The organism is Wolbachia endosymbiont (group B) of Lycaena phlaeas (assembly GCF_947251875.1).
Classification (GTDB): domain Bacteria; phylum Pseudomonadota; class Alphaproteobacteria; order Rickettsiales; family Anaplasmataceae; genus Wolbachia.
This window is the reverse complement of the sequence record NZ_OX366392.1, coordinates 735,487-754,039: the sequence shown is the minus strand read 5'-3', so window position 1 is coordinate 754,039 and position 18,553 is coordinate 735,487. Positions and strand designations below refer to the sequence as shown.

Sequence of the window (18,553 nt, the reverse complement as noted above, 5' to 3'; positions counted from 1 at the left end):
ATTTTCTAGATTAATACGTAAATATTAATGCAGCATGCTACAAATGAAAAGAGAAATCTACGCCTTTCCTATATCCCTAAAATAAAGAAATAGACTATCGACTTTTTTATATATTATAAAATTATTCATCATTATATGGTACAACTTACAGCATATTTATAGTAAGGTGTTAATTATGAAAGAGGCAAAGAAGAGTCCGGTAGTTAGATTAAAGGCCACAGCTAAAGAATTCAATTTTAGTAAATTAAGAGCAGATCAAGATAATAAATTAGCGAATTCCGGTGAAACAATGTTCTTAGATTTTCAAAGAATGAATTTTATTATTAATGAAAAAGAAATAGATAAAAATTTTATTATTGCATTTAAGGAAGGAGCTAAAGATTATAAAAATGAGATTTTTAACCGTGATAATTTTGATAACCTCTCTGAAGAAGGTAAAGCTTTTATGGAACCAGTACTTAAGGAGCTTGATCAAGATAGACTATCTGAAGTTTGGGAAAATCATTGTAATAGCCCTACAGTTGCTGATGAAAAAAAAATTGATGAATATAGAAAGGAATTTGAGAGATTTTATAACGCAGGGAGAAGCTCTTATCATCTATTCTCCAAAAAAGATTACCGTGCATTAGCAAAGGAAATTTTCAAGGAAATGTTCAGGTACGCTGGGGCAGAAGTTCCAAGTAATGCTATTTTAGAAGAGCTAGTCACCAATTGTAATCAAGCAGGGTATGAAGCTGGTATATTTAATGAATCTCATGCAGCACTCAGTAGTTGTAGCTTGATTCCACATAGTCCTAAAAAAGCGCTAAACATTTACTGCACTGATCACAACCACATAAAAGTGAAGTCTGATATGGCAATGCCTATAACCACGCTTAACAATCCGAAAGAGAAAATATGTGACCTATCCAGCTCATTAGAATTCACACTTGAATCTCAAGATAGCAAAAATGGTATAATATATAAAGAAGGTAAGTTATCACTTACTATTCCTGAAGAGCTAAAAAACTATAAAGATAATGGCAAGAGCTTGTTTGACATTATTAAAGAATATTTTCAGAAATTCTGTGCAGAACTAGGATTTAAATATGAGACAAAAATACAAATAGAGCATGACTTAGGTACTCAAATCAAAGTAAATAACTATTTAGATGGTACGATATCAACCATAGGATCAGATGCAAATGAAGAATTTATTAATCTTTTAAGCAAAAACCTCAGAGAGAAGTTATTGGAATCAGGAGTTGCTCTAGGAGGTGAAGACGTTGATGATATTATTGAAGTCAGAGTATCTGCAGTTATGGATCTACTGCGTGATTATACTAAATTAGAAGATAATAAAGAAAACAGAGAGTTATTAATAAGTGAAGTAGCAGATAATTTAGGGCTTTCCACTCAAGATAAAACAGCATCAGAAGTATTGATGGAATTAAACTCTTTACCTTCTTCGATAAAAGGTCAGGTTAATCATAATCAAGTGCAGTTTGTTGTAAATATTTTTACCAATTTAATTGTTGAAGGAAAAAGCGAAGTATACAAAGAAAAAAATGCAATTAATGCAATTGATGCAATTCATCAGAAGATAGATAAGGCAATTGTTGAGCAAGAAAAAAGAGCAACCAACAAACAAGATATAGAAAATGATAAATGGACAGATAAAATAAAAAAACAGAGATTATCTATGGAATCACATGGGCATTTGCATTAAAGATACTGTGTACAGAGGCGTAGTATGCTCAATTTTCGCCTTTCATTTAAAGCACTCAAATTGATCAAACACACTCAATCGAAAGCGTTTGTAGATTCGATATCTTGAGTAACTTGATGCAGAGAGAATTGTATACCTTAGTCAACTTTTCTAGCGGTATCCATAAGGTAAATCATTATTTGAGTGTTACACCCAAGCCCTCTTTATTTTCCTCTGTTATCAAGCTAAAAATACCATTTGGTTTCATTATGTATACGAAACTATTATGCTTGCAAGAAAAAAAAACCTAAAAAACTGGAAAAGAGAATAGGAATTTGACATAAGCTATTCCCAAATTTTCAATGTTCATATGGTTATAAGCAGTACAGCTATTAATCATCCATTATTGATATACCTGAATTATTCTCAGTAAATAAATCAAGTATAATGTTAGGTACTCTACCGTCAACTATGTGAACAACCCCTGCACATTCTTCTACCATTTTAGTATATGACATAAGCCTTTCAACAAATTTTTCTCCTTTAATTTTTCCACAATCAATCGATTCTTTTAAATTTTTAATCAAGACTCTTCCATTGCCAACTTTGTTTATTTCTTCATCTGTATCACTCAAGATTATCATTTTAGATGCGTAAACTGCAAGTGCAATTGCACTTGCAGTGCTATCAGTATCAATATGATATGTTTCTCCATTTTTTCCATAACCGATAGGTGCAATAACTGGTATAGAATCTGATTCTTCAATAAAGAATAATATATCAGGATTGATTTCAGTTGGTCTACCGATAAATCCCATGTCTAGTATTTTTTCAATATTATTTAATCTATTTTCCCTAAGCGTAGTGCTTATCTTTTCAGCTTTTATGAGGTTGCCATCTTTTCCACATAGTCCAATAGCTGAACCACCAGCAGAATTTATATGCTGAACAATTTTTTTATTAATTGAACCACACAGTGCCATTTCAATGATTTTCATAGTGCTTTTGTCTGTAAGTCTGACACCATTTATAAACTTATCATTCATATCTAGCATTTTTAACACTAAGTTAATTTCATATTCTCCGTCATGAACTACTACCGGATTTATACCAAGCTGTTTCAACAGAACAACATTATGCGCAAAAGCACTAAGCAGCGTTTCATCTGAGATTATTACACTGCTGCATTTGATGATAAAAGTTTCGCCTACAAATTTAGGTATGTTAGACAGAACTTCAAATAATATTTCTGTTTTTTCCTTCAATGGCATCTTACCATTTAAAGATTCATCACTTTTCATTTTTTTATCTTGTAAATTTGAAAAACTCATCTCTTACCTTGGTGATTTTATGCTTAACACGAATGCTTATTTGATGAATTGATACATGTTCATTATTAACCCACTTTTGAGTATTTTCTAGAATAGCATTTAGACTTTCCTGATTCACTTTATCTATTTTTGTTAGCACAATATTAAAGTTAATATTATTACATATTAACCAATAAACAAAGTCTTTGTCTATTTCTTTTAATCCTACCTTGCTATCTATAAGCACAAACACTCTTTTTAGATTTCTCCTGTGAATTAGATAGTACTCAATTAGGTTTAAGTATTGTACTGCTTCTTCCTTGCTTGCACAAGAATAGCCATAACCCGGTAGGTCGACAATCCTAAACTTATCATTGTACATAGAGTAAAAATTTATTTGTCTAGTGCATCCAGGTTTAGAAGAAACTCTTGCAGCTTTTTTGCTGTTTATCAGCAAGTTGATTAAACTTGATTTTCCTACGTTTGATCTACCAGCAAATGCAATCTCTGGAGCCGACTCATCTGGTAATGATTTTTTGTCTGAAGCTCCAAATATGAAGCTGCAGATTGATGTTATCTGTTTTGCCATTATACTTAGGTAGAAATATTCGAGACAATTATAGTGTTATTGCTTGATATAAGAAATTTTTTATTTCAGTATATATTACTTACTTAAACAGCTGAAAACTAGACCTGTACTATATGGATATAGAGAATAATTTACAAGACTTAAAAAAAAAGTTTTCTGATGTAGAGAGAAATCTGGAAAACCCTACCAATTTGAGTCAAAAAGAATTCGTTAGTTTTTCAAAGGAATACTCTGAACTCAGACCAATTATCGAGATAATCGATGAATATAATATATTAAAAGAGGAAATTTCAGATTTAGAAGAAATCATGAAAGATGAGAACAGCGATGGTGATATAAAAGAGTTAGCAAAAGAAGAACTTCTTGAGAAGCAAAAGATAGTATTACCGAAAGTAAAAGCAAAACTAAAGTTGGCATTATTACCCAAAGATGAAGATGACTCAAGAAATGCAATATTAGAAATTAGAGCAGGCACAGGCGGAGAAGAAGCAGCATTATTTGCAGCGATGTTATTTCGTATGTATCAAAAATATGCAGAAAGAAGAAATTGGAAGTTTGAGCCAATAAGTATTTCTAATACAGGTATAGGTGGCTATAAGGAAGCTTCTGCACTCATTAATGGAACAGAAGTTTTTGCAAGACTGAAATTTGAGTCAGGGGTGCACAGAGTACAAAGAGTGCCAGAAACTGAATCCTCAGGAAGATTGCACACTTCCGCAGCTACTGTTGCAATATTACCTGAAGTAGAAGAGGTTGACTTTGAAATAGAAGAAAAAGATTTACGCATAGATGTTTATAGATCCAGTGGTCCTGGAGGGCAATCAGTGAATACAACTGACAGCGCAGTAAGGGTCACCCACTTGCCAACAGGGATAGTTGTAATACAGCAAGATGAAAAATCGCAGCACAAAAATAAGGCTAAAGCGCTCAAAGTGTTGAGAGCAAGGCTATACGAAATTGAAAGACAAAAAAAAGAAATGGAAAGGTCAACAATGAGGAAAAGCCAAATTGGTTCTGGAGATCGCTCTGAACGTATAAGAACTTATAACTTTCCACAATCAAGAATAACAGATCATAGAATTAATCTCACTTCACATCGACTAGAACAGATTATAAAAGAAGGTGAACTAGATGAATTTATTGAGGCATTGATTTCACGAAATGAAGCAGAAAGGTTGACTGGAGGGGGTAATGTTACTTTTTGATGGAAATTTGAAACAAAGCATAGGTATCAGGTTAAAAAGAAGTAAAGTTAGTTGTTCATAAGGTTGACAATTATTTAAATTTATGCTATAATTAGCAGCTCTATAACTTACAGAAACCATGGAAGTTGACTTTAATCAATATGTTAATAGTAACACCTTAGAGTTAAATAATCTATATGTATATATGGAAAAGCTAGTAAACTTTTTACAGAAAAAGCAAAATATTACAAGCTTGACTTTATCTAATTGTTATATTGATGCTCAGTGCGGAGAAGTTTTAAATGAAGCATTAGAGAATATTAATCTTCCAAATATTACTGAGTGTAAATTAACTTCTAGCATTATTGGCGCAGAAGGCTCAATAGCAATCACTAAATTGTTAAAGAATGGTAACTTTCCAAATCTTATTAAACTTGATTTAATTTCTAATGATATTGATGTTGAAAGTGGAATAATATTAATGAGTGCGCTAAGGGGTAGTAGTTTTTCAAATATTAAAGAATTTAATTTACTTTATGACAACGTCTGCAACGAAGGCATAGCAGCATTACGTGAATCATAGAACAACAATATGCTTCCAAATCTTATTAAGTTTAGTTTTCCCTTTAGTATTACTAATGATAACAAAGATATGGAAATGTCAAACGAATACCTATTCGGTTAATAGCATCATATAGAAAAAGGCAAGTTACATTTATTTGTTGCTGCTCATAGAACATCCAAATTCAACTATAGACCTGCTAAAAGGTGTAGGAAATCTTACTGCTATTGACATTATTGCGAAAATTCCATCAATTGATAACTTCCTATTCTGTGTAAAAAAATAAGAAAGGAGAGGAAAAAAAGGATTAGTTTCTTTTATGATTATCCAAGAAGTCTAGTCTAAATTCAAGTTTTGTGAATAGGCCTAGCGCTTAAATTTTTGATTAAAAAGGGACAAGTTTAGTAAAAAATAATGATATTATAAGTGGAACATAAAATAGTCCCACTGCAGTACTAATTAGGAGCAATAAAGTAGCTTTATCTGGTTGGTAATTTAAAATATTAGCAAGTATTATACTGGATCCAGAAATTGGAATAATAGCCAGTAACATCAGTGCTTTATAGATGCTTTCATCATATATACCTGTAACATGCTTGTCTAGTAAGACAATTCCCAAAACAAATAACGGCCAGAATATGTACTTTGCTACAATAGTGGTCAAAGCAAGCTTCCAATCTACTTTAAAATTTGTAATTTGTGCAATACTTATTCCAAGCAGCACCATTCCTAATGTGATAAATGTACTTCTGATATTTATCATAACATCCGTCAAAAAAGTGGGTATTTGTATATCATATATACTTAAAAAGAAGCCTAGAATCATCGCATATAATGAAGGAAGTTTGAGTAACTTTAATATGCATTCTTTTGCAGTATAGATACCATTTGCAGCTATATAAAATCCCAAGCTATTTTCAAATAGTGCCATTCCTATGTAACAGACAACATACACAGACACTGAATCTTCATCAAATAAAGCCATGGCAATCGGTAGACCAAAATAACCCATGCTTGTGCTGCCCGAGCTAAACGCTAATATGTTTCTCGTGTTGTCCTTAAATAAAAAAGAAGAAAGATAATACACTGATAAGGACATAGTACTACCTATAAACCATATCAAAATCGGCAGAGAAATTACTTTTAAATTAACTTCTGTATGAGATACTCCGTATAAAATCACTATTGGATTAGCTATATAAAAGAGTATTTGAGATATAGTATTTCTATCAATTTTAAGATATCTTCCTGCTAAGTAACCAATAAGTATTGTAATGTAAATAGGTAATATTTTGAGGAAAAGAGTGAAGAACATACTAGCCTATTGTGATATCTTTGCTGATAAAGTGATATTAGATTTTAAGGTATTGTAAAAGCAAGTAAAATTTATTTTCCAATTAATCAAGTTCATAGTTAGTTAAAAAAGATTCACTGAGTGCCAAAATTTGTTCTTATATAGGACTTAATAATGATATTTTTATGACTAAATTATGTTAAGTTTGTATAAAGCTCCTTGTATATTTTTATAAGCCACTTTTAGTAATTTAGGTAGATTGTTGAAAAAACACTCATCTTGAATGGTTCTCAGGAATTCTTGCCTTAATCATTAAAATCGCACTATTACTTTCCATAATTTTTTAAAGCCAACTTTTTCGTAAACACGGATTGCACAAACATTTGCTATACCTGGGTCGACAAAGGCATTCTCATAAACTTTAAAGACAAATTTGTTTAAAAATATATTCAAAGCTTGTGAACCAACTCCTTTACCTACATAGTTCAGCTCTCCGATATACCAGTCTATAGCAGCACAACTTTCTGGAAGTTCTAAAGTGTTATAGATCTGTTTAGGTGGGAAATCATGTTTGTTGTAATATTGAATATAACCAATATCAACTCCATCACAATTAATAATGAATGCGTGCATTGGTTTTTCAATAATTTGTGTCTTAAATTTCAAACGTTTGAATCCTTTAACGTAGTTGCTATATTTTTTCTCAATTAACTCTGGTGTCCAATTTATATCCGTATCCCACCACTTCTTATATGGGGCATTTCTACCCATTTTAATAATAGTGAAAAATGTTCTTCTTTCAACGCTTTAAATGTGATATTTTTATTCATTAATTAAAGATTTTAAGTGTTACTACCGTTTTTATTAATTCTATCTCTAATTGCTAAGTTCATTGAAATTGATATTTCTGTACCTAGTTTTCCTGATATAGTACGCTATTTTAACGTACCGGAAGGCACAATTCAATTAACTATTGCTTATAATTTTTTAGGCGTTTGCATAGGAGGGTTATTTTTTGGTCCATTGTCTGAATGCTATGGCAGAAGAAGGATGATGATCATAGGCAACACTTTGCTACTCATCGGTGCTGTTGGCTGTGTTTTTGCGCTGTCAGTTTCTTGGCTTTTAATCTCTCGCTTTATTCAAGGCATTGGTGTTAGCACATCTGTAGTTGTGTTTGCAATTATTGCAGACAGCTATAAAGGCAACGAAGCAGTAAAATTTATTGGAATCATGAATTCTATTATCACAGTTCTCATAGCAATTGCACCAGTATTAGGCAGTTTCATCAACAAAATTGTTGGGTGGCGTGGTAACTATGCAAGTGTTGCAATACTTTGTTTCATCTCTTGGGTTTTGCTGCTTTTTCTGTTACCAGAAACAAAAAAGGACCGTGATATTTTTAGTCTAAAAAAAATGATGAAAGACTATAAAAAATTATTATCAAGTTCAAAATTTATGGTGTTGTCTTTGGCACAGAGCCTTTTTTCTGCGGCTTATATGTCATTCATTACTTGTGGCCCTTTTTTGTATATGGAAACTTTTGGTTTATCCAGCACTATTTATGCGCTACATCAAGGTGCAATGGTTGGGTCTTTCTCACTAATTAGCCTGTTTTCCAGTAAGATCTTAAAGAAACTTGGAGCAATTTGGTGTGTAATTTCCGGTACAGGCGTAATTGCTATTGGATCCCTATCACTTTTAATATTCAGTATAATCATGCCCAGTGCTTACTACTTAGTAACGCTGTCTATGGTTATTTTTTGTATTGGCTGTGGAATTTGTCAAGCAGTCATTTTCAATGCATCATTAAATATTTTCCCTGAAATGAAAGGCACAACTTCTTCTGCAATTTCATTTATTAGAGCTTCTATCATGGCTATTTTTATCGGCTTAACAAGCTACGTTTACGATGGTCAAGCAACCAGTGTAGCTATTCTTGTTTTTTTTGCAGTAGTTCTAATTTACTGTCTATTTATTGTTTTCAAGGTCTGGAAAAATCTATAATCACCATATAGATCCTTCTCATTTCTAGTTATTGCGGTAATATGTATTGTAACTTTGCTGGCTGCTCTAGATGTATCTCTTCCAAATCACCTAATCTATATTAGTTAAAGAGTATTATCTTGCTCATGCGTCTAAAGTTTGAGAGCCAATTTTCAGCAATCCAATCAAATTCCAATTTTTTTCAAACAACTGTTTCTTGCTATTTTTGTACCTTAAAAAATTTAGCTTACTTTTACGCTAGCTTGTTCAAATAGCATTAGTACGATTTACTTTTTTTGAATGTAGAGATTTTCTAGGGATTGTCCTCTTAAATTCTATAGTATCTTGTTTAACATTGAAACGAGAATCCAGTTTCAAGCATTGAAGTGACGAATCAAGAGCTGCTTTTATTCCACCACTCTCAACTACTCGAGTAGTGGACAATGGAATACGATTACTTTCGTTTATACTAATCAGCACGTCAAATTCTATGCTATTATTGTGTTGTTTGATGTTGCTAGCTCTAATTTTACCATTTCCAAACCAAAACTTTATAGAATTACTCGCATCATGATTGATGTCTGCAGAATCAGGCAAAATAGCAAAATTCGCGTTGTTTACAAATCTAGAAAACGCATTTTTGATGTCGTTAAATGTACCGTAATGGTCTATATGGTCGTCATTAATACTTGTTACAACAGCAATATCTGCAGGAATTTTTAACATAGTTCCATCAGACTCATCAGCCTCAATTAAGAAAATGTCACTTTTGCCAAGTTTTGCATTACTCTGATAGGAATTTAATATTCCTCCAACAATTACAGTGGCGTCAGCACCAGAATGATCAAAAATGGAAGCAATCATAGCTGTCGTCGTCGTCTTGCCACTTGAACCTGAAACTGCTATCACATATTTACCTTTCATAATTTTAACCAGCATGTCTGACCTATGCAAAACGGTTTTATTGTTATTTCTTGCTGCAACTAGCTCCACATTATCAGGTTTTATTGCGGAAGAATGTACAACTATTTGAGCTTGTCTAATACTACTTGCATCGTGACCAATATAGACCTCTATACCTAATTTTTGTAACCTATCTATATTGTCGTTTGATCGCGTATCACTGCCTTGAACTTTATAACTGGAATTATGAAGAATTTCAGCAATTGCGCTCATTCCAATTCCACCTATACCGATTATATGTATTACTTCTTTTTTAGTGCTGTGCATATTTGGCAGTAGACGTTTACTTATTACTAAATTTATTATAGTATAATTTAAAATCCTCATGGTATCGAACCATTTCACTAAGTACAATGATAAAAAAACTAGCCTTTCTATGTCTAATATTCGTTTTGATGAGTAGTTGTAGTTTTAGCAATAGGTGTAATCACACTGCAGGTCATTATAAAATTGGCAATAGCTATACAATAAATGGTATCACCTACCACCCAAAATACTGTAGCTGTTACGAAGAAGTAGGAATAGCATCGTGGTATGGAATAGAAGATCATGGCACAATTACAGCCAACGGTGAAGTGTTTAATCGTCACTTGATTTCTGCAGCACATAAGACCTTGCCCCTACCCTGCTTTGTTCGTGTTACTAATTTAGAAAATGGAAGAAAGCTTGTTATAAGAGTTAATGATAGAGGGCCATTTGTTGAAGGTAGAATAATAGACTTGTCAGAAAAAGCAGCACAAGTTTTAGGACTTCATAAGTCTGGGCTTGCGAAGGTAAAAGTCGAGTACTTAAGAAAGAGGTCAGAACAATTGATACAAAATACTCCTCATTACAAAAGGCAATATGAAAAAGAAATGCAGAAACGTCACCCAAAACAAAACAATGCAGAAAGTAAGGGATATGTAGCATTTTTTGTAAACGCTCAGGTAGCTAAATCAGCTGCATCAAAGCTTCGTAATCAAGGAATAGAAAATGTTAGATTGCTTTTCAAGAATGATCAATATTGCGTAAAAGTAAGTTAAAACCTGCATTACAGATTGTGTAGCATGACAGAAACTATTTGACAAATGAGAATGTTCCAAAAGCATGTGCGTTAAATTGAGAAACTATCGTGAAATATAGCAATATTTAAGATTGGTATTTTATTTGTTACATTTCAGGTAGTGACAGCTACCTCAGATGTAGCTGTAAAAAATAATCTACCACTTAAGAAATTTCATTAAAAAAATAGCATAATCTTATTTCTCTAAAAAATACTATCTTCAACTTGAATATGTTGAAAAATATTTTGCGTATTATCCAAAAAGTCATCCTTTATAGCAGCTAGCTCGGATTGTTTTTGAGATAGATTATCTTCTATTGTTCTATTAAAACAATCAAGATCATTGCACTTTAGTTGAGAGCGCATGTCTCCATTTTCATATAAACCTCGTATAACGTCATAATATGCTCGAGTTTCATCAGTTTCTGGTTGTTGCTTTTCTTTGAGTATTGCCTTTAATTTTGAATCTATGTCTAATTCTCTTTTTATAGCTTCAGTAGAATTTTTATGATATTTTTCATAATCTTCAAAACTTTTTAATATTTTACCTTTGATTTCATTTTGTAACATCTTTAGCAAATCTTTAGCATGAGGTTTTTCAATTTTTTCCTTCCACTCATCATACGTATATTCTTGTCGACTACCATATTTTTTATCTTGACACTCACTTCCTATGTTAAACAGCTCTTTGTTACAGATTTTATCACCCTTATAAAAGTAATCGCTTATATTAATTTTATCGCTAGTTAAAGTTTGTCTAATTGCTGCTTTATTTTCTGCAAGTTCTTCTCTGTACTTGCTAATGCAATTTAGTAATTCTTTTTTGCAATCTGTAGTCATAATCTAGCTCCTTTAATAAAATTAGACCTAATTTAGTGTAAAATAATTAATATTTTATTACTATTTTGGTTATAACTAAGATAGTAATGAGAAGTTCAGTGTCTACAAAGTTCGTTTAAACTATTTTCAAAATGGGTATAATATAATTTTAGGTTAATAAAATGAATTACGATGTAATCATTTCAGGTAGTGGGCTAATTGGTCTTATTACTGCTATTGGCCTGAGTAATGACTCTGTATCTGTAGCCGTAATTGAGAAAAATAGTTTACCACGTGCAGTTGATGATAATCGAGCATTTGCCATTTCTCAAGGATCAAAAAAAATACTAGAAAAATTAGGGATTTGGCGGCTCTTAGAAGGCGAAACTGAACCAATACTTGATATATGCATATTAGATGGAGATAGTCCATTTACTGTGCATTATGACCATAAAATGGTTGGTGAAGAGCCAATGGGCTATGTAATCAAGAGCGCTATTATATGGAATGCAATCAATAAAAATTTTTTGCATAAACTCAATATATATTCTCCACGTTCCTATAAAACAATCTCTTGTGACGAAGGATACATGGAAGTTACTCTTGATAATGATCAAAAATTGATATCATCACTATTTATCTGTGCTGAAGGTAAAAACTCTAGGTTGCCAGAGTTGTTTTCTATACCAATGATAAAATTTGATTATAAACAAAATAGCATGGTATTTAATGTAAAACATGAATTACATCACCAAAACTTAGCTGTAGAGCGGTTTTTTCCTGGTGGTCCATTTGCAATTTTGCCAATGAAAGGTGGCTATACTTCTTCAATAGTTTGGACAGAAAAATGCGAAATTTCAAAAATGCTGATGAGCTTATCCGAAGAGGAATTTGTCATAGAACTCAAAAAAAGATTTGGTTCTTATTTGGGAGAAATTGAATTAGAGGGTGAAAGAAGATTCTATCCTTTGAGTTTTTCTTTTGCAAGAAAGCTGCATAAAAGCAGAATTTTGCTGATTGGCGATGCAGCACATTCAATCCACCCGGTTGCAGGTCAAGGACTTAACCTTGGAATGAGAGATGTAGAGAGTGTTATTAGACAAATAACTGCTGCAAAATCCTCTGGCATTGATGTTGGCAGTAATTATCTATTGAAGAAAATTTCATATGACAGATACTTTGATAATTTTACTATGGCACTTGCAACTGATGGACTAAATAGAATATTTTCCAACAGAATACTTTGCGCTCAAGTTCTGAGAAATCTTGGTTTAATGGTAGTTGAAAATTCAGATTTTCTTAAAAAAAGCTTCGTTCGACATGCTATGGGGTTTATATAAATCATTAGATTTCTTTCATCATAATCAGGTATCATTAGAGTAGTTGACACTGGAGCTCAAATTCCATAATGTCATGCCAGTGCCCAGACACTGGCATCCAGAAAAATTTATAAGCAAACTTGAGTTATGCTAAATTTGATGAAACGAAAAACTGGATCCCAGCAGGCTTTGTTGCACCACTCAAGGAAAGAACAGGCAGTTACTGATGGAATTTGTTATAAAATAGATATTTAGCCGACAAAGGAAAAATATGCCAATAAGAATGAAAGTCAGTAACTGCAATGAATATAACAAATTTCTTCAAGAAAGGGGAAATGTTTTTCATTATATCAACGATGCCATTGAAAATTGGTACGAAAATAGTCCAAAAGTAGCAGGTGGCAACAATGTCTACAGCGACAAAGTAGTGATTCTAATTCACATAATAACCTATCTATTCAGGATTGGTCTTAGGCAAACAGTGGGATTTATAGAGAAATATCTTGAGCAAATAGGGAAAATTTTGCAAATTATCAGCTATTCGCAGGCTTCAAGAAGGTTTAAAAAGCTTAATATCAAAATCAACGACTGCAGAGTTGATAAGAACGATATGGAAGATATTGAAATTGCTATAGATAGTACAGGTATCAGCATCTACAATAATATTCCAGGCCATAGTAAGGCAAATGGTACAGATAGAAAGTATCGCCGCTATGAGCAAACAAGATGTAATGCTAGAGATAGGTAGTAAAAAAGTTATAGCTGCAAAATACAGTAGTGGAGTTTATTCCGACCACTATGGAGCCTGTGATCTTATTGAAAGAGTGGATACCAAGTATAACATAAGCACGATATATGCAGATAGATCGAAAGAAGTTATACAAACTGTGCGATGAGCTTGACATAAAGACAAGGATTCCTCCGCAAAATAATGCAGTAGAGCATCCAAAGTTGGATTATATGAATGAGAGAAATTCTACAATCAAGCTCATAAAGTCATATGATGAAGATGGTATGAAGAGGTGGAAAAAAGAGATAAATTATTGGAAGAGATCTTATATAGAAAGTTTTTTCTCGCGACTGAAGCAAATATTTGGATTTAGTTTTAGGAATAAATCTGAGATTAATCGTGAGAAGGAACTGCTACTCAAGTGTTATTTGCTTAACAAATTTACTGAAATAGGCATGGCTAAGTTTGATATGGCTTCATGAATTTATTATACATTACCCACTATCCGAAGAGCTGTGCAACAAAGCCATCCCAGTGTCAGCTACTAGGATGACACCAAATGGGCTACTCGCATTTTTTAGGCCTAAATCACAATGCTCGTACAGTAAGCACTGACCATTTTTCGTATAAGTTACCTTTATAAACAAATGTTTGTACAGCTGTAACACCCACCTTAAAAACTTCAGAAAAACTTACTTGTCTTTTTTTAATCTGTTTAAATTTCCAAAACCAATCTATTTGGATCTTCTATGTAATTTTTGATTTTAACAAGGAAAGTAACTGCTCCTTTGCCATCAACTATTCTGTGGTCGTAAGAGAGGGAAATGTACATCATAGGTCTGATTTCAATTGAGCTACTCACAGCAACTGGCCTATTTTGTATTGAGTGCATGCCAAGTATTCCAGATTGCGGAGGGTTTATTATCGGAGTAGAAAGAAGTGAACCATATACACCACCGTTTGAGATAGTAAATGTTGCACCTTCCATTTCCGATACTTGCAGCTTACCTTCTCGTGCTTTTTTGCCAAGAGCAACTAAAGTTAGTTCAATTTCAGCAAATGACATTTGATCAGCATCACGAATAACTGGTACAACAAGACCTTTATCAGTGCCAACAGCAACACCTATGTCATAGTAATTTTTATATACAATTTCATCACCTGAAATCTCAGCGTTAATCTCACGAATTTCTTTTAGTGCTTGCACTGCTGCCTTTATAAAAAACGACATGAAACCCAGTTTTATTCCATATTTCTTTTCAAAAGTTTCTTTATACTTTGCCCTCAGATCCATGACGTTTTTCATGTCAATTTCATTGAACGTGGTCAGTATTGCAGCAGTATTTTGCGATGCTTTCAAACGAGCAGCTATTACTTGCCTTATTTTGCTCATTTTCACTCGCTCTTCTCTTCTCTCTCCACTTACTACACTTTTTGGCGATTCATATTGTTTTACCGAAGGTTGTTCAGCTTTACTCATATGGTCTATCACATCCGCTTTAGTTATTCTACCTCCCATGCCAGTTCCTTTTACATTTTCTGCACTAATTGCATTTTCTTCCATAATTTTACGAGCTGAAGGGGCATCTTTTTTATCAGGGCCTTCGCCTTTATCTTCTTTTTTCACTTCTTCTTCTACTTCTCCTGCAGCAAGTTTTGCCAGTAATTGATCAGGGCTAATTATATCATCTTCTTTCACAAAAAATTCAGTTATTTGTCCTGAAGCTTCTGCAGTTAGTTCTAGCGCCGTTTTATCAGTTTCAATTTCAAAGATCAAGTCATCTACTTTTACTGCTTCGCCGATATTTTTCTTTATTTTTACTATACCTTCCGTAACTGATTCACCACCAAGAGTTTTTGGCGCTCTGATTTCTATAATTTTGCTCATAAAATAACTTCTATATAAAACTTTCTATAAATTTATACATGAAAAGAAACATAAATAAACTAATAAATTCATTAGGCCTTATGCTTGATTCTTTCCTCCTAATACATGCAAAATTAAAATACTAAGTAAATTGAAATAAGATTATGGATTTTGATAAGGCAGGCAATGCAGAAGACTTATATAACGAAAAACTTCAACTGATATGTAAGACTTATAACAGAGAATTACTATCAAATCAAAGAGTTGTTGATGGCATCAATTCAATGGATTACAGTAAGCTTAAAATCTTATGCAAGTATCATAATAAGTTTAGTCACAAAGGTATTGAAGAATTATTATTAGATGAGAGCATTGTTAATCACATCAACGATTATGATGATGAAATGTTTAGGTCCATGCTAAATAATGCACCTGCGGAGCACAATATTCTAGAAATACTAAAAGGTGGAAAGATTTGCAATATCAACAATGAATTCGAAAGTAGTGATAGTGAGGAGAATGGAGAAAATTATGGATATTATGATTACGAGGAAGATGAAAAAAATGATCCGAATAACTTCGCTAAAGAAGCACTAGGAAATAAAGGAATTAATGAAAAACATGTTGATGATGTTCAGTTTTGCAACGATGCAGATGTGGGAATACCACCAAAAAATCAAAATGATATTAGGAATATCCGTCTTATTCAATGGATGATAGTTGAGAGTGATGGTAAGCTTAGTGAGCAAAATGTTACAGAATTACTAAAAGATCAGAGTTCTATTGATCGAATTAACTCTATTGGTGATAAAAAGCTTCAACTTATACTCAAGAGTAATAAGTTTAGTGGTGAAAATATTATGGAGTTATTAGGAAATCAAAAAGTTGTTGAATACCTCTGTTTTATTGATTATGAAAAATTTGAACTCATTCATAATAGCGATAAGTTTAATAGTAGCAATTATACTAGTAGCAGTTACAAGATTATAAGGTTGCTAGAAAATCAACAAGTTGTTGAGCACATCAATTTTATTGATTATGAAAAACTTAAATTCATACTTTGTAATGATAAGTTTCTCTTTAGCGATATTGTAAGACTACTAAAAAATCAGGAGGTTGTTGAGAATATCATTTCTTTTAACATTAAAAAATTTCGACTCATATTTTATCGTGATAATCTTAACTACGTAGATACAATAGAATTACTAGGAAATCAGAAAGTTGTTAATGGAATCGGTTTTACTCCTTTTGAAGAGTTAAAATCCATGTGTAGTCATTCTAGTCTTAGCGATATTATAAAACTACCAGAAGATAAAAATGGGCCTAGTAATGTCTTAAGTGGGACACGGAAAGAAAAAATGCAAGTCAGTTACATATCATGACATAGCTTAAAAAGTGTTTATATCCAAGGTTTTGCTTTATAAATTTAAGAGGGTGTTAAATAAACCATACGCATCAAATTAAGAAAACACGCTCAATTTAGACCATTTTTGCCATATTTCTTAGTAAAATCACTGGCAGCTGACACCGAGGTTGAGAAAATTTTTGTAATATAGACTATCAATGATTTTTCAGTAATAATATAGTTTTAGGTGGATATAGTGAACGTTTCATACAGAGATATAGACATTAAGCTAATTAGAACAGGTTGAATTCAAATGTTGAATCTAGAATCTCTGCCAAAACATCTAGCAATTATTATGGATGGTAATGGTAGGTGGGCAAACAATCAAGGAAGGGTAAAAATTGATGGCTATAGAAAAGGCAGTGAGGTTGCATTTGATATTGCTAAGCATTGCACAGTCCTGGCCATACCTTACTTAACTTTGTATGCATTTTCCATGGAAAATTGGCTCAGATCTGAAAACGAAACAGACTACCTATTTAATTTATTTTACTACACTTTAACTAATGAAGATAAAATGAAATTCATTTACAATTGTAACATTAAGTTAAATTTTATTGGCAATTTAAGTCTATTGCCCAGTAAAATATTCGATCAAATCAAAAAAGCAGAAGAAGTGACACATAAGAACGATGGTCTATTACTCACTGTTGCAGTTAGTTATGGAGCAAAGCAGGAAATTATACATGCTATCAACAACGTCATAAAAGGAAATATTGATTGCGTATTGGAAGAGGAATTTGAAAAATTTCTGTATACTAAAGATTTGCCAAAATTGGATTTATTAATTCGCACTGGTGGCGAAAAAAGGTTAAGCAATTTTTTATTATGGCAAGCAGCTTATGCTGAATTGTATTTTTGTGATACTTTGTGGCCCGATTTTTCTTGTCAAGATTTGACCAAAGCACTAGAAGATTATACGAAAAGAGAAAAAAAATATGGTAGATAATAACTTTATGGTTAGAATATTGTCCTCAATAGTAATATTACTCATATTTTCTTTTGCTACATATTTCAGTGATTTATCATTTTATCTACTAATTTTTTCAATTGCAGTTTTATCTTCTTTTGAATGGTATAATCTAACTCAGGGCAATAGAATCTTATACATTTTCGCATTACTATTAATCGCACTACCAAATGCCTCGCTAATATGCCTATATAATCTACCACAGGGAAAATATGCATTAGTATGGCTTATCTTAACTATTTGGAGCATCGATATTGCTGCCTATTTTTTCGGCAAAAATTTTGGTAAAACTAGAATTTGTCCAATCATTAGCCCTGGGAAAACTTGGTTAGGACTTTTTGGTGCAGTCTTAGCTGGAATAGTGTGTACAATTTTTGGCTCAATATTTTTGAGTTTATTTCCAATTTTTTATTCTCCAATAATTGGTTTGATAGTTGCTATTCTAGCCCAACTTGGAGATTTCACTGAGTCACTCATCAAAAGAGTTTACAATGTTAAAGATAGTGGAGGTATTATACCAGGCCATGGAGGAGTACTCGACCGTATGGATAGTTTCATTTTTACTGCCCCTCTCATTGCTATTTACATAAGCTAAAAAAATGAAGTACTATTAACCTTTGGTTCTTTCCTTCTTGCTTATTACTTTCACCTCAACAGATTGAAATTCTTCGGCACTCACTATTTCATCCATTGACTTATTACAATAAGGACAATACATTTCTCCTTCTTTGTGTAAGTATACTATTGGATGACCAGAACCATCATCATTTTCATCACCACGGCAGCAAACTATTACATTATTATCCCTCACTTTTAACATGTCTCT

15 protein-coding genes and 3 pseudogenes are annotated in these 18,553 nt (G+C 32.5%); 10 read left to right on the top strand and 8 right to left on the bottom strand.

The genetic code is table 11. The features are described from left to right. Positions 1–175 precede the first annotated feature (175 nt). The gene (locus OPR37_RS03375; RefSeq protein ID WP_007302823.1) at positions 176–1,708 is read left to right on the top strand and encodes a hypothetical protein; all 1,533 of its coding nucleotides are present in this window, start codon (positions 176–178) and stop codon (positions 1,706–1,708) included. 371 nt (positions 1,709–2,079) lie between these two features. Here the strand turns inward: OPR37_RS03375 and argB are convergent, their stop codons facing one another. Beyond that, positions 2,080–3,018 (bottom strand): acetylglutamate kinase, encoded by a 939-nt coding sequence (gene argB / locus OPR37_RS03370; RefSeq protein ID WP_007302824.1) that lies wholly within the window; start codon positions 3,016–3,018, stop codon positions 2,080–2,082. Next, entirely contained in the window at positions 2,993–3,586 is a 594-nt protein-coding gene (gene yihA / locus OPR37_RS03365; protein ID WP_007302825.1) for a ribosome biogenesis GTP-binding protein YihA/YsxC, read from the bottom strand. The genes argB and yihA overlap by 26 nt, the downstream gene beginning before the upstream one ends. Positions 3,587–3,699: 113 nt before the next feature. On the opposite strand from yihA, the gene prfA reads away from it, so the two are divergent. Together prfA and OPR37_RS03355 are read left to right on the top strand one after the other, a co-directional pair. Next, entirely contained in the window at positions 3,700–4,791 is a 1,092-nt protein-coding gene (gene prfA, locus OPR37_RS03360; RefSeq protein WP_007302826.1) for a peptide chain release factor 1, read from the top strand. A gap of 118 nt (positions 4,792–4,909) precedes the next feature. Beyond that, the gene (locus OPR37_RS03355; RefSeq protein WP_012481725.1) at positions 4,910–5,353 is read left to right on the top strand and encodes a leucine-rich repeat domain-containing protein; all 444 of its coding nucleotides are present in this window, start codon (positions 4,910–4,912) and stop codon (positions 5,351–5,353) included. Positions 5,354–5,717: 364 nt separating this feature from the next. Here OPR37_RS03355 and OPR37_RS03350 read toward each other — a convergent pair whose 3' ends face one another. After that, positions 5,718–6,647: an AEC family transporter gene (locus OPR37_RS03350; RefSeq protein WP_007302828.1), complete on the bottom strand. Its 930-nt coding sequence runs from the start codon at positions 6,645–6,647 to the stop codon at positions 5,718–5,720. 253 nt (positions 6,648–6,900) lie between these two features. Continuing rightward, positions 6,901–7,456 (bottom strand): annotated as a pseudogene (locus OPR37_RS03345) (GNAT family N-acetyltransferase). 16 nt (positions 7,457–7,472) lie between these two features. Between OPR37_RS03345 and OPR37_RS03340 the strand changes: the two are divergent. Beyond that, a complete protein-coding gene (locus OPR37_RS03340; protein ID WP_264684792.1) occupies positions 7,473–8,633 on the top strand; it encodes a multidrug effflux MFS transporter in 1,161 nt (386 codons plus the stop codon). Between the two features lie 440 nt (positions 8,634–9,073). Here OPR37_RS03340 and OPR37_RS03335 read toward each other — a convergent pair. Beyond that, positions 9,074–9,902, bottom strand: a pseudogene (locus OPR37_RS03335) (Mur ligase domain-containing protein); the annotation flags it as partial. A 26-nt stretch (positions 9,903–9,928) separates the two neighbouring features. Here OPR37_RS03335 and OPR37_RS03330 point away from each other — a divergent pair. Further along, positions 9,929–10,597, top strand: coding sequence for a septal ring lytic transglycosylase RlpA family protein (locus OPR37_RS03330; RefSeq protein WP_012481726.1), 669 nt, complete (start codon positions 9,929–9,931; stop codon positions 10,595–10,597). A gap of 224 nt (positions 10,598–10,821) precedes the next feature. On the opposite strand, the gene OPR37_RS03325 is transcribed toward OPR37_RS03330, so the two are convergent. Further along, positions 10,822–11,457, bottom strand: a complete 636-nt coding sequence (locus OPR37_RS03325; protein ID WP_052264692.1) for a hypothetical protein — start codon at positions 11,455–11,457, stop codon at positions 10,822–10,824. 161 nt (positions 11,458–11,618) lie between these two features. On the opposite strand from OPR37_RS03325, the gene ubiH reads away from it, so the two are divergent. Together ubiH and OPR37_RS06315 are read left to right on the top strand one after the other, a co-directional pair. Beyond that, positions 11,619–12,776, top strand: coding sequence for a 2-octaprenyl-6-methoxyphenyl hydroxylase (ubiH, locus tag OPR37_RS03320; RefSeq protein ID WP_007302833.1), 1,158 nt, complete (start codon positions 11,619–11,621; stop codon positions 12,774–12,776). A 250-nt stretch (positions 12,777–13,026) separates the two neighbouring features. After that, positions 13,027–13,967: pseudogene (locus OPR37_RS06315) on the top strand (IS5 family transposase). Between the two features lie 233 nt (positions 13,968–14,200). Here the strand turns inward: OPR37_RS06315 and odhB are convergent. After that, complete coding sequence (gene odhB, locus OPR37_RS03300) at positions 14,201–15,373, bottom strand: 2-oxoglutarate dehydrogenase complex dihydrolipoyllysine-residue succinyltransferase (protein ID WP_007302840.1); 1,173 nt, start codon at positions 15,371–15,373, stop codon at positions 14,201–14,203. A gap of 143 nt (positions 15,374–15,516) precedes the next feature. Here odhB and OPR37_RS03295 point away from each other — a divergent pair, with 143 nt between their 5' ends. The 3 genes from OPR37_RS03295 to OPR37_RS03285 all read left to right on the top strand — a co-directional run bounded on the left by OPR37_RS03295 (position 15,517) and on the right by OPR37_RS03285 (position 18,322). Beyond that, positions 15,517–16,734: a hypothetical protein gene (locus OPR37_RS03295; protein ID WP_264684791.1), complete on the top strand. Its 1,218-nt coding sequence runs from the start codon at positions 15,517–15,519 to the stop codon at positions 16,732–16,734. 276 nt (positions 16,735–17,010) lie between these two features. Beyond that, entirely contained in the window at positions 17,011–17,706 is a 696-nt protein-coding gene (gene uppS / locus OPR37_RS03290) for a polyprenyl diphosphate synthase (protein WP_007302838.1), read from the top strand. Continuing rightward, a complete protein-coding gene (locus OPR37_RS03285) occupies positions 17,696–18,322 on the top strand; it encodes a phosphatidate cytidylyltransferase (protein WP_007302837.1) in 627 nt (208 codons plus the stop codon). The genes uppS and OPR37_RS03285 overlap by 11 nt, the downstream gene beginning before the upstream one ends. A 15-nt stretch (positions 18,323–18,337) precedes the next feature. Here OPR37_RS03285 and OPR37_RS03280 read toward each other — a convergent pair whose 3' ends face one another. Beyond that, the gene (locus OPR37_RS03280; protein ID WP_007302836.1) at positions 18,338–18,547 is read right to left on the bottom strand and encodes a zinc-finger domain-containing protein; all 210 of its coding nucleotides are present in this window, start codon (positions 18,545–18,547) and stop codon (positions 18,338–18,340) included. Positions 18,548–18,553 lie beyond the last annotated feature (6 nt).

Excerpts from the sequence above, each read along its gene's own strand:
- OPR37_RS03375 (WP_007302823.1), top strand. The coding sequence starts at position 176 with ATGAAAGAGGCAAAGAAGAGTCCGGTAGTTAGATTAAAGGCCACAGCT.
- argB (WP_007302824.1), bottom strand. The coding sequence starts at position 3,018 with ATGAGTTTTTCAAATTTACAAGATAAAAAAATGAAAAGTGATGAATCT.
- yihA (WP_007302825.1), bottom strand. The coding sequence starts at position 3,586 with ATGGCAAAACAGATAACATCAATCTGCAGCTTCATATTTGGAGCTTCA.
- prfA (WP_007302826.1), top strand. The coding sequence starts at position 3,700 with ATGGATATAGAGAATAATTTACAAGACTTAAAAAAAAAGTTTTCTGAT.
- OPR37_RS03355 (WP_012481725.1), top strand. The coding sequence starts at position 4,910 with ATGGAAGTTGACTTTAATCAATATGTTAATAGTAACACCTTAGAGTTA.
- OPR37_RS03350 (WP_007302828.1), bottom strand. The coding sequence starts at position 6,647 with ATGTTCTTCACTCTTTTCCTCAAAATATTACCTATTTACATTACAATA.
- OPR37_RS03330 (WP_012481726.1), top strand. The coding sequence starts at position 9,929 with ATGATAAAAAAACTAGCCTTTCTATGTCTAATATTCGTTTTGATGAGT.
- OPR37_RS03325 (WP_052264692.1), bottom strand. The coding sequence starts at position 11,457 with ATGACTACAGATTGCAAAAAAGAATTACTAAATTGCATTAGCAAGTAC.
- ubiH (WP_007302833.1), top strand. The coding sequence starts at position 11,619 with ATGAATTACGATGTAATCATTTCAGGTAGTGGGCTAATTGGTCTTATT.
- odhB (WP_007302840.1), bottom strand. The coding sequence starts at position 15,373 with ATGAGCAAAATTATAGAAATCAGAGCGCCAAAAACTCTTGGTGGTGAA.
- OPR37_RS03295 (WP_264684791.1), top strand. The coding sequence starts at position 15,517 with ATGGATTTTGATAAGGCAGGCAATGCAGAAGACTTATATAACGAAAAA.
- uppS (WP_007302838.1), top strand. The coding sequence starts at position 17,011 with ATGTTGAATCTAGAATCTCTGCCAAAACATCTAGCAATTATTATGGAT.
- OPR37_RS03285 (WP_007302837.1), top strand. The coding sequence starts at position 17,696 with ATGGTAGATAATAACTTTATGGTTAGAATATTGTCCTCAATAGTAATA.
- OPR37_RS03280 (WP_007302836.1), bottom strand. The coding sequence starts at position 18,547 with ATGTTAAAAGTGAGGGATAATAATGTAATAGTTTGCTGCCGTGGTGAT.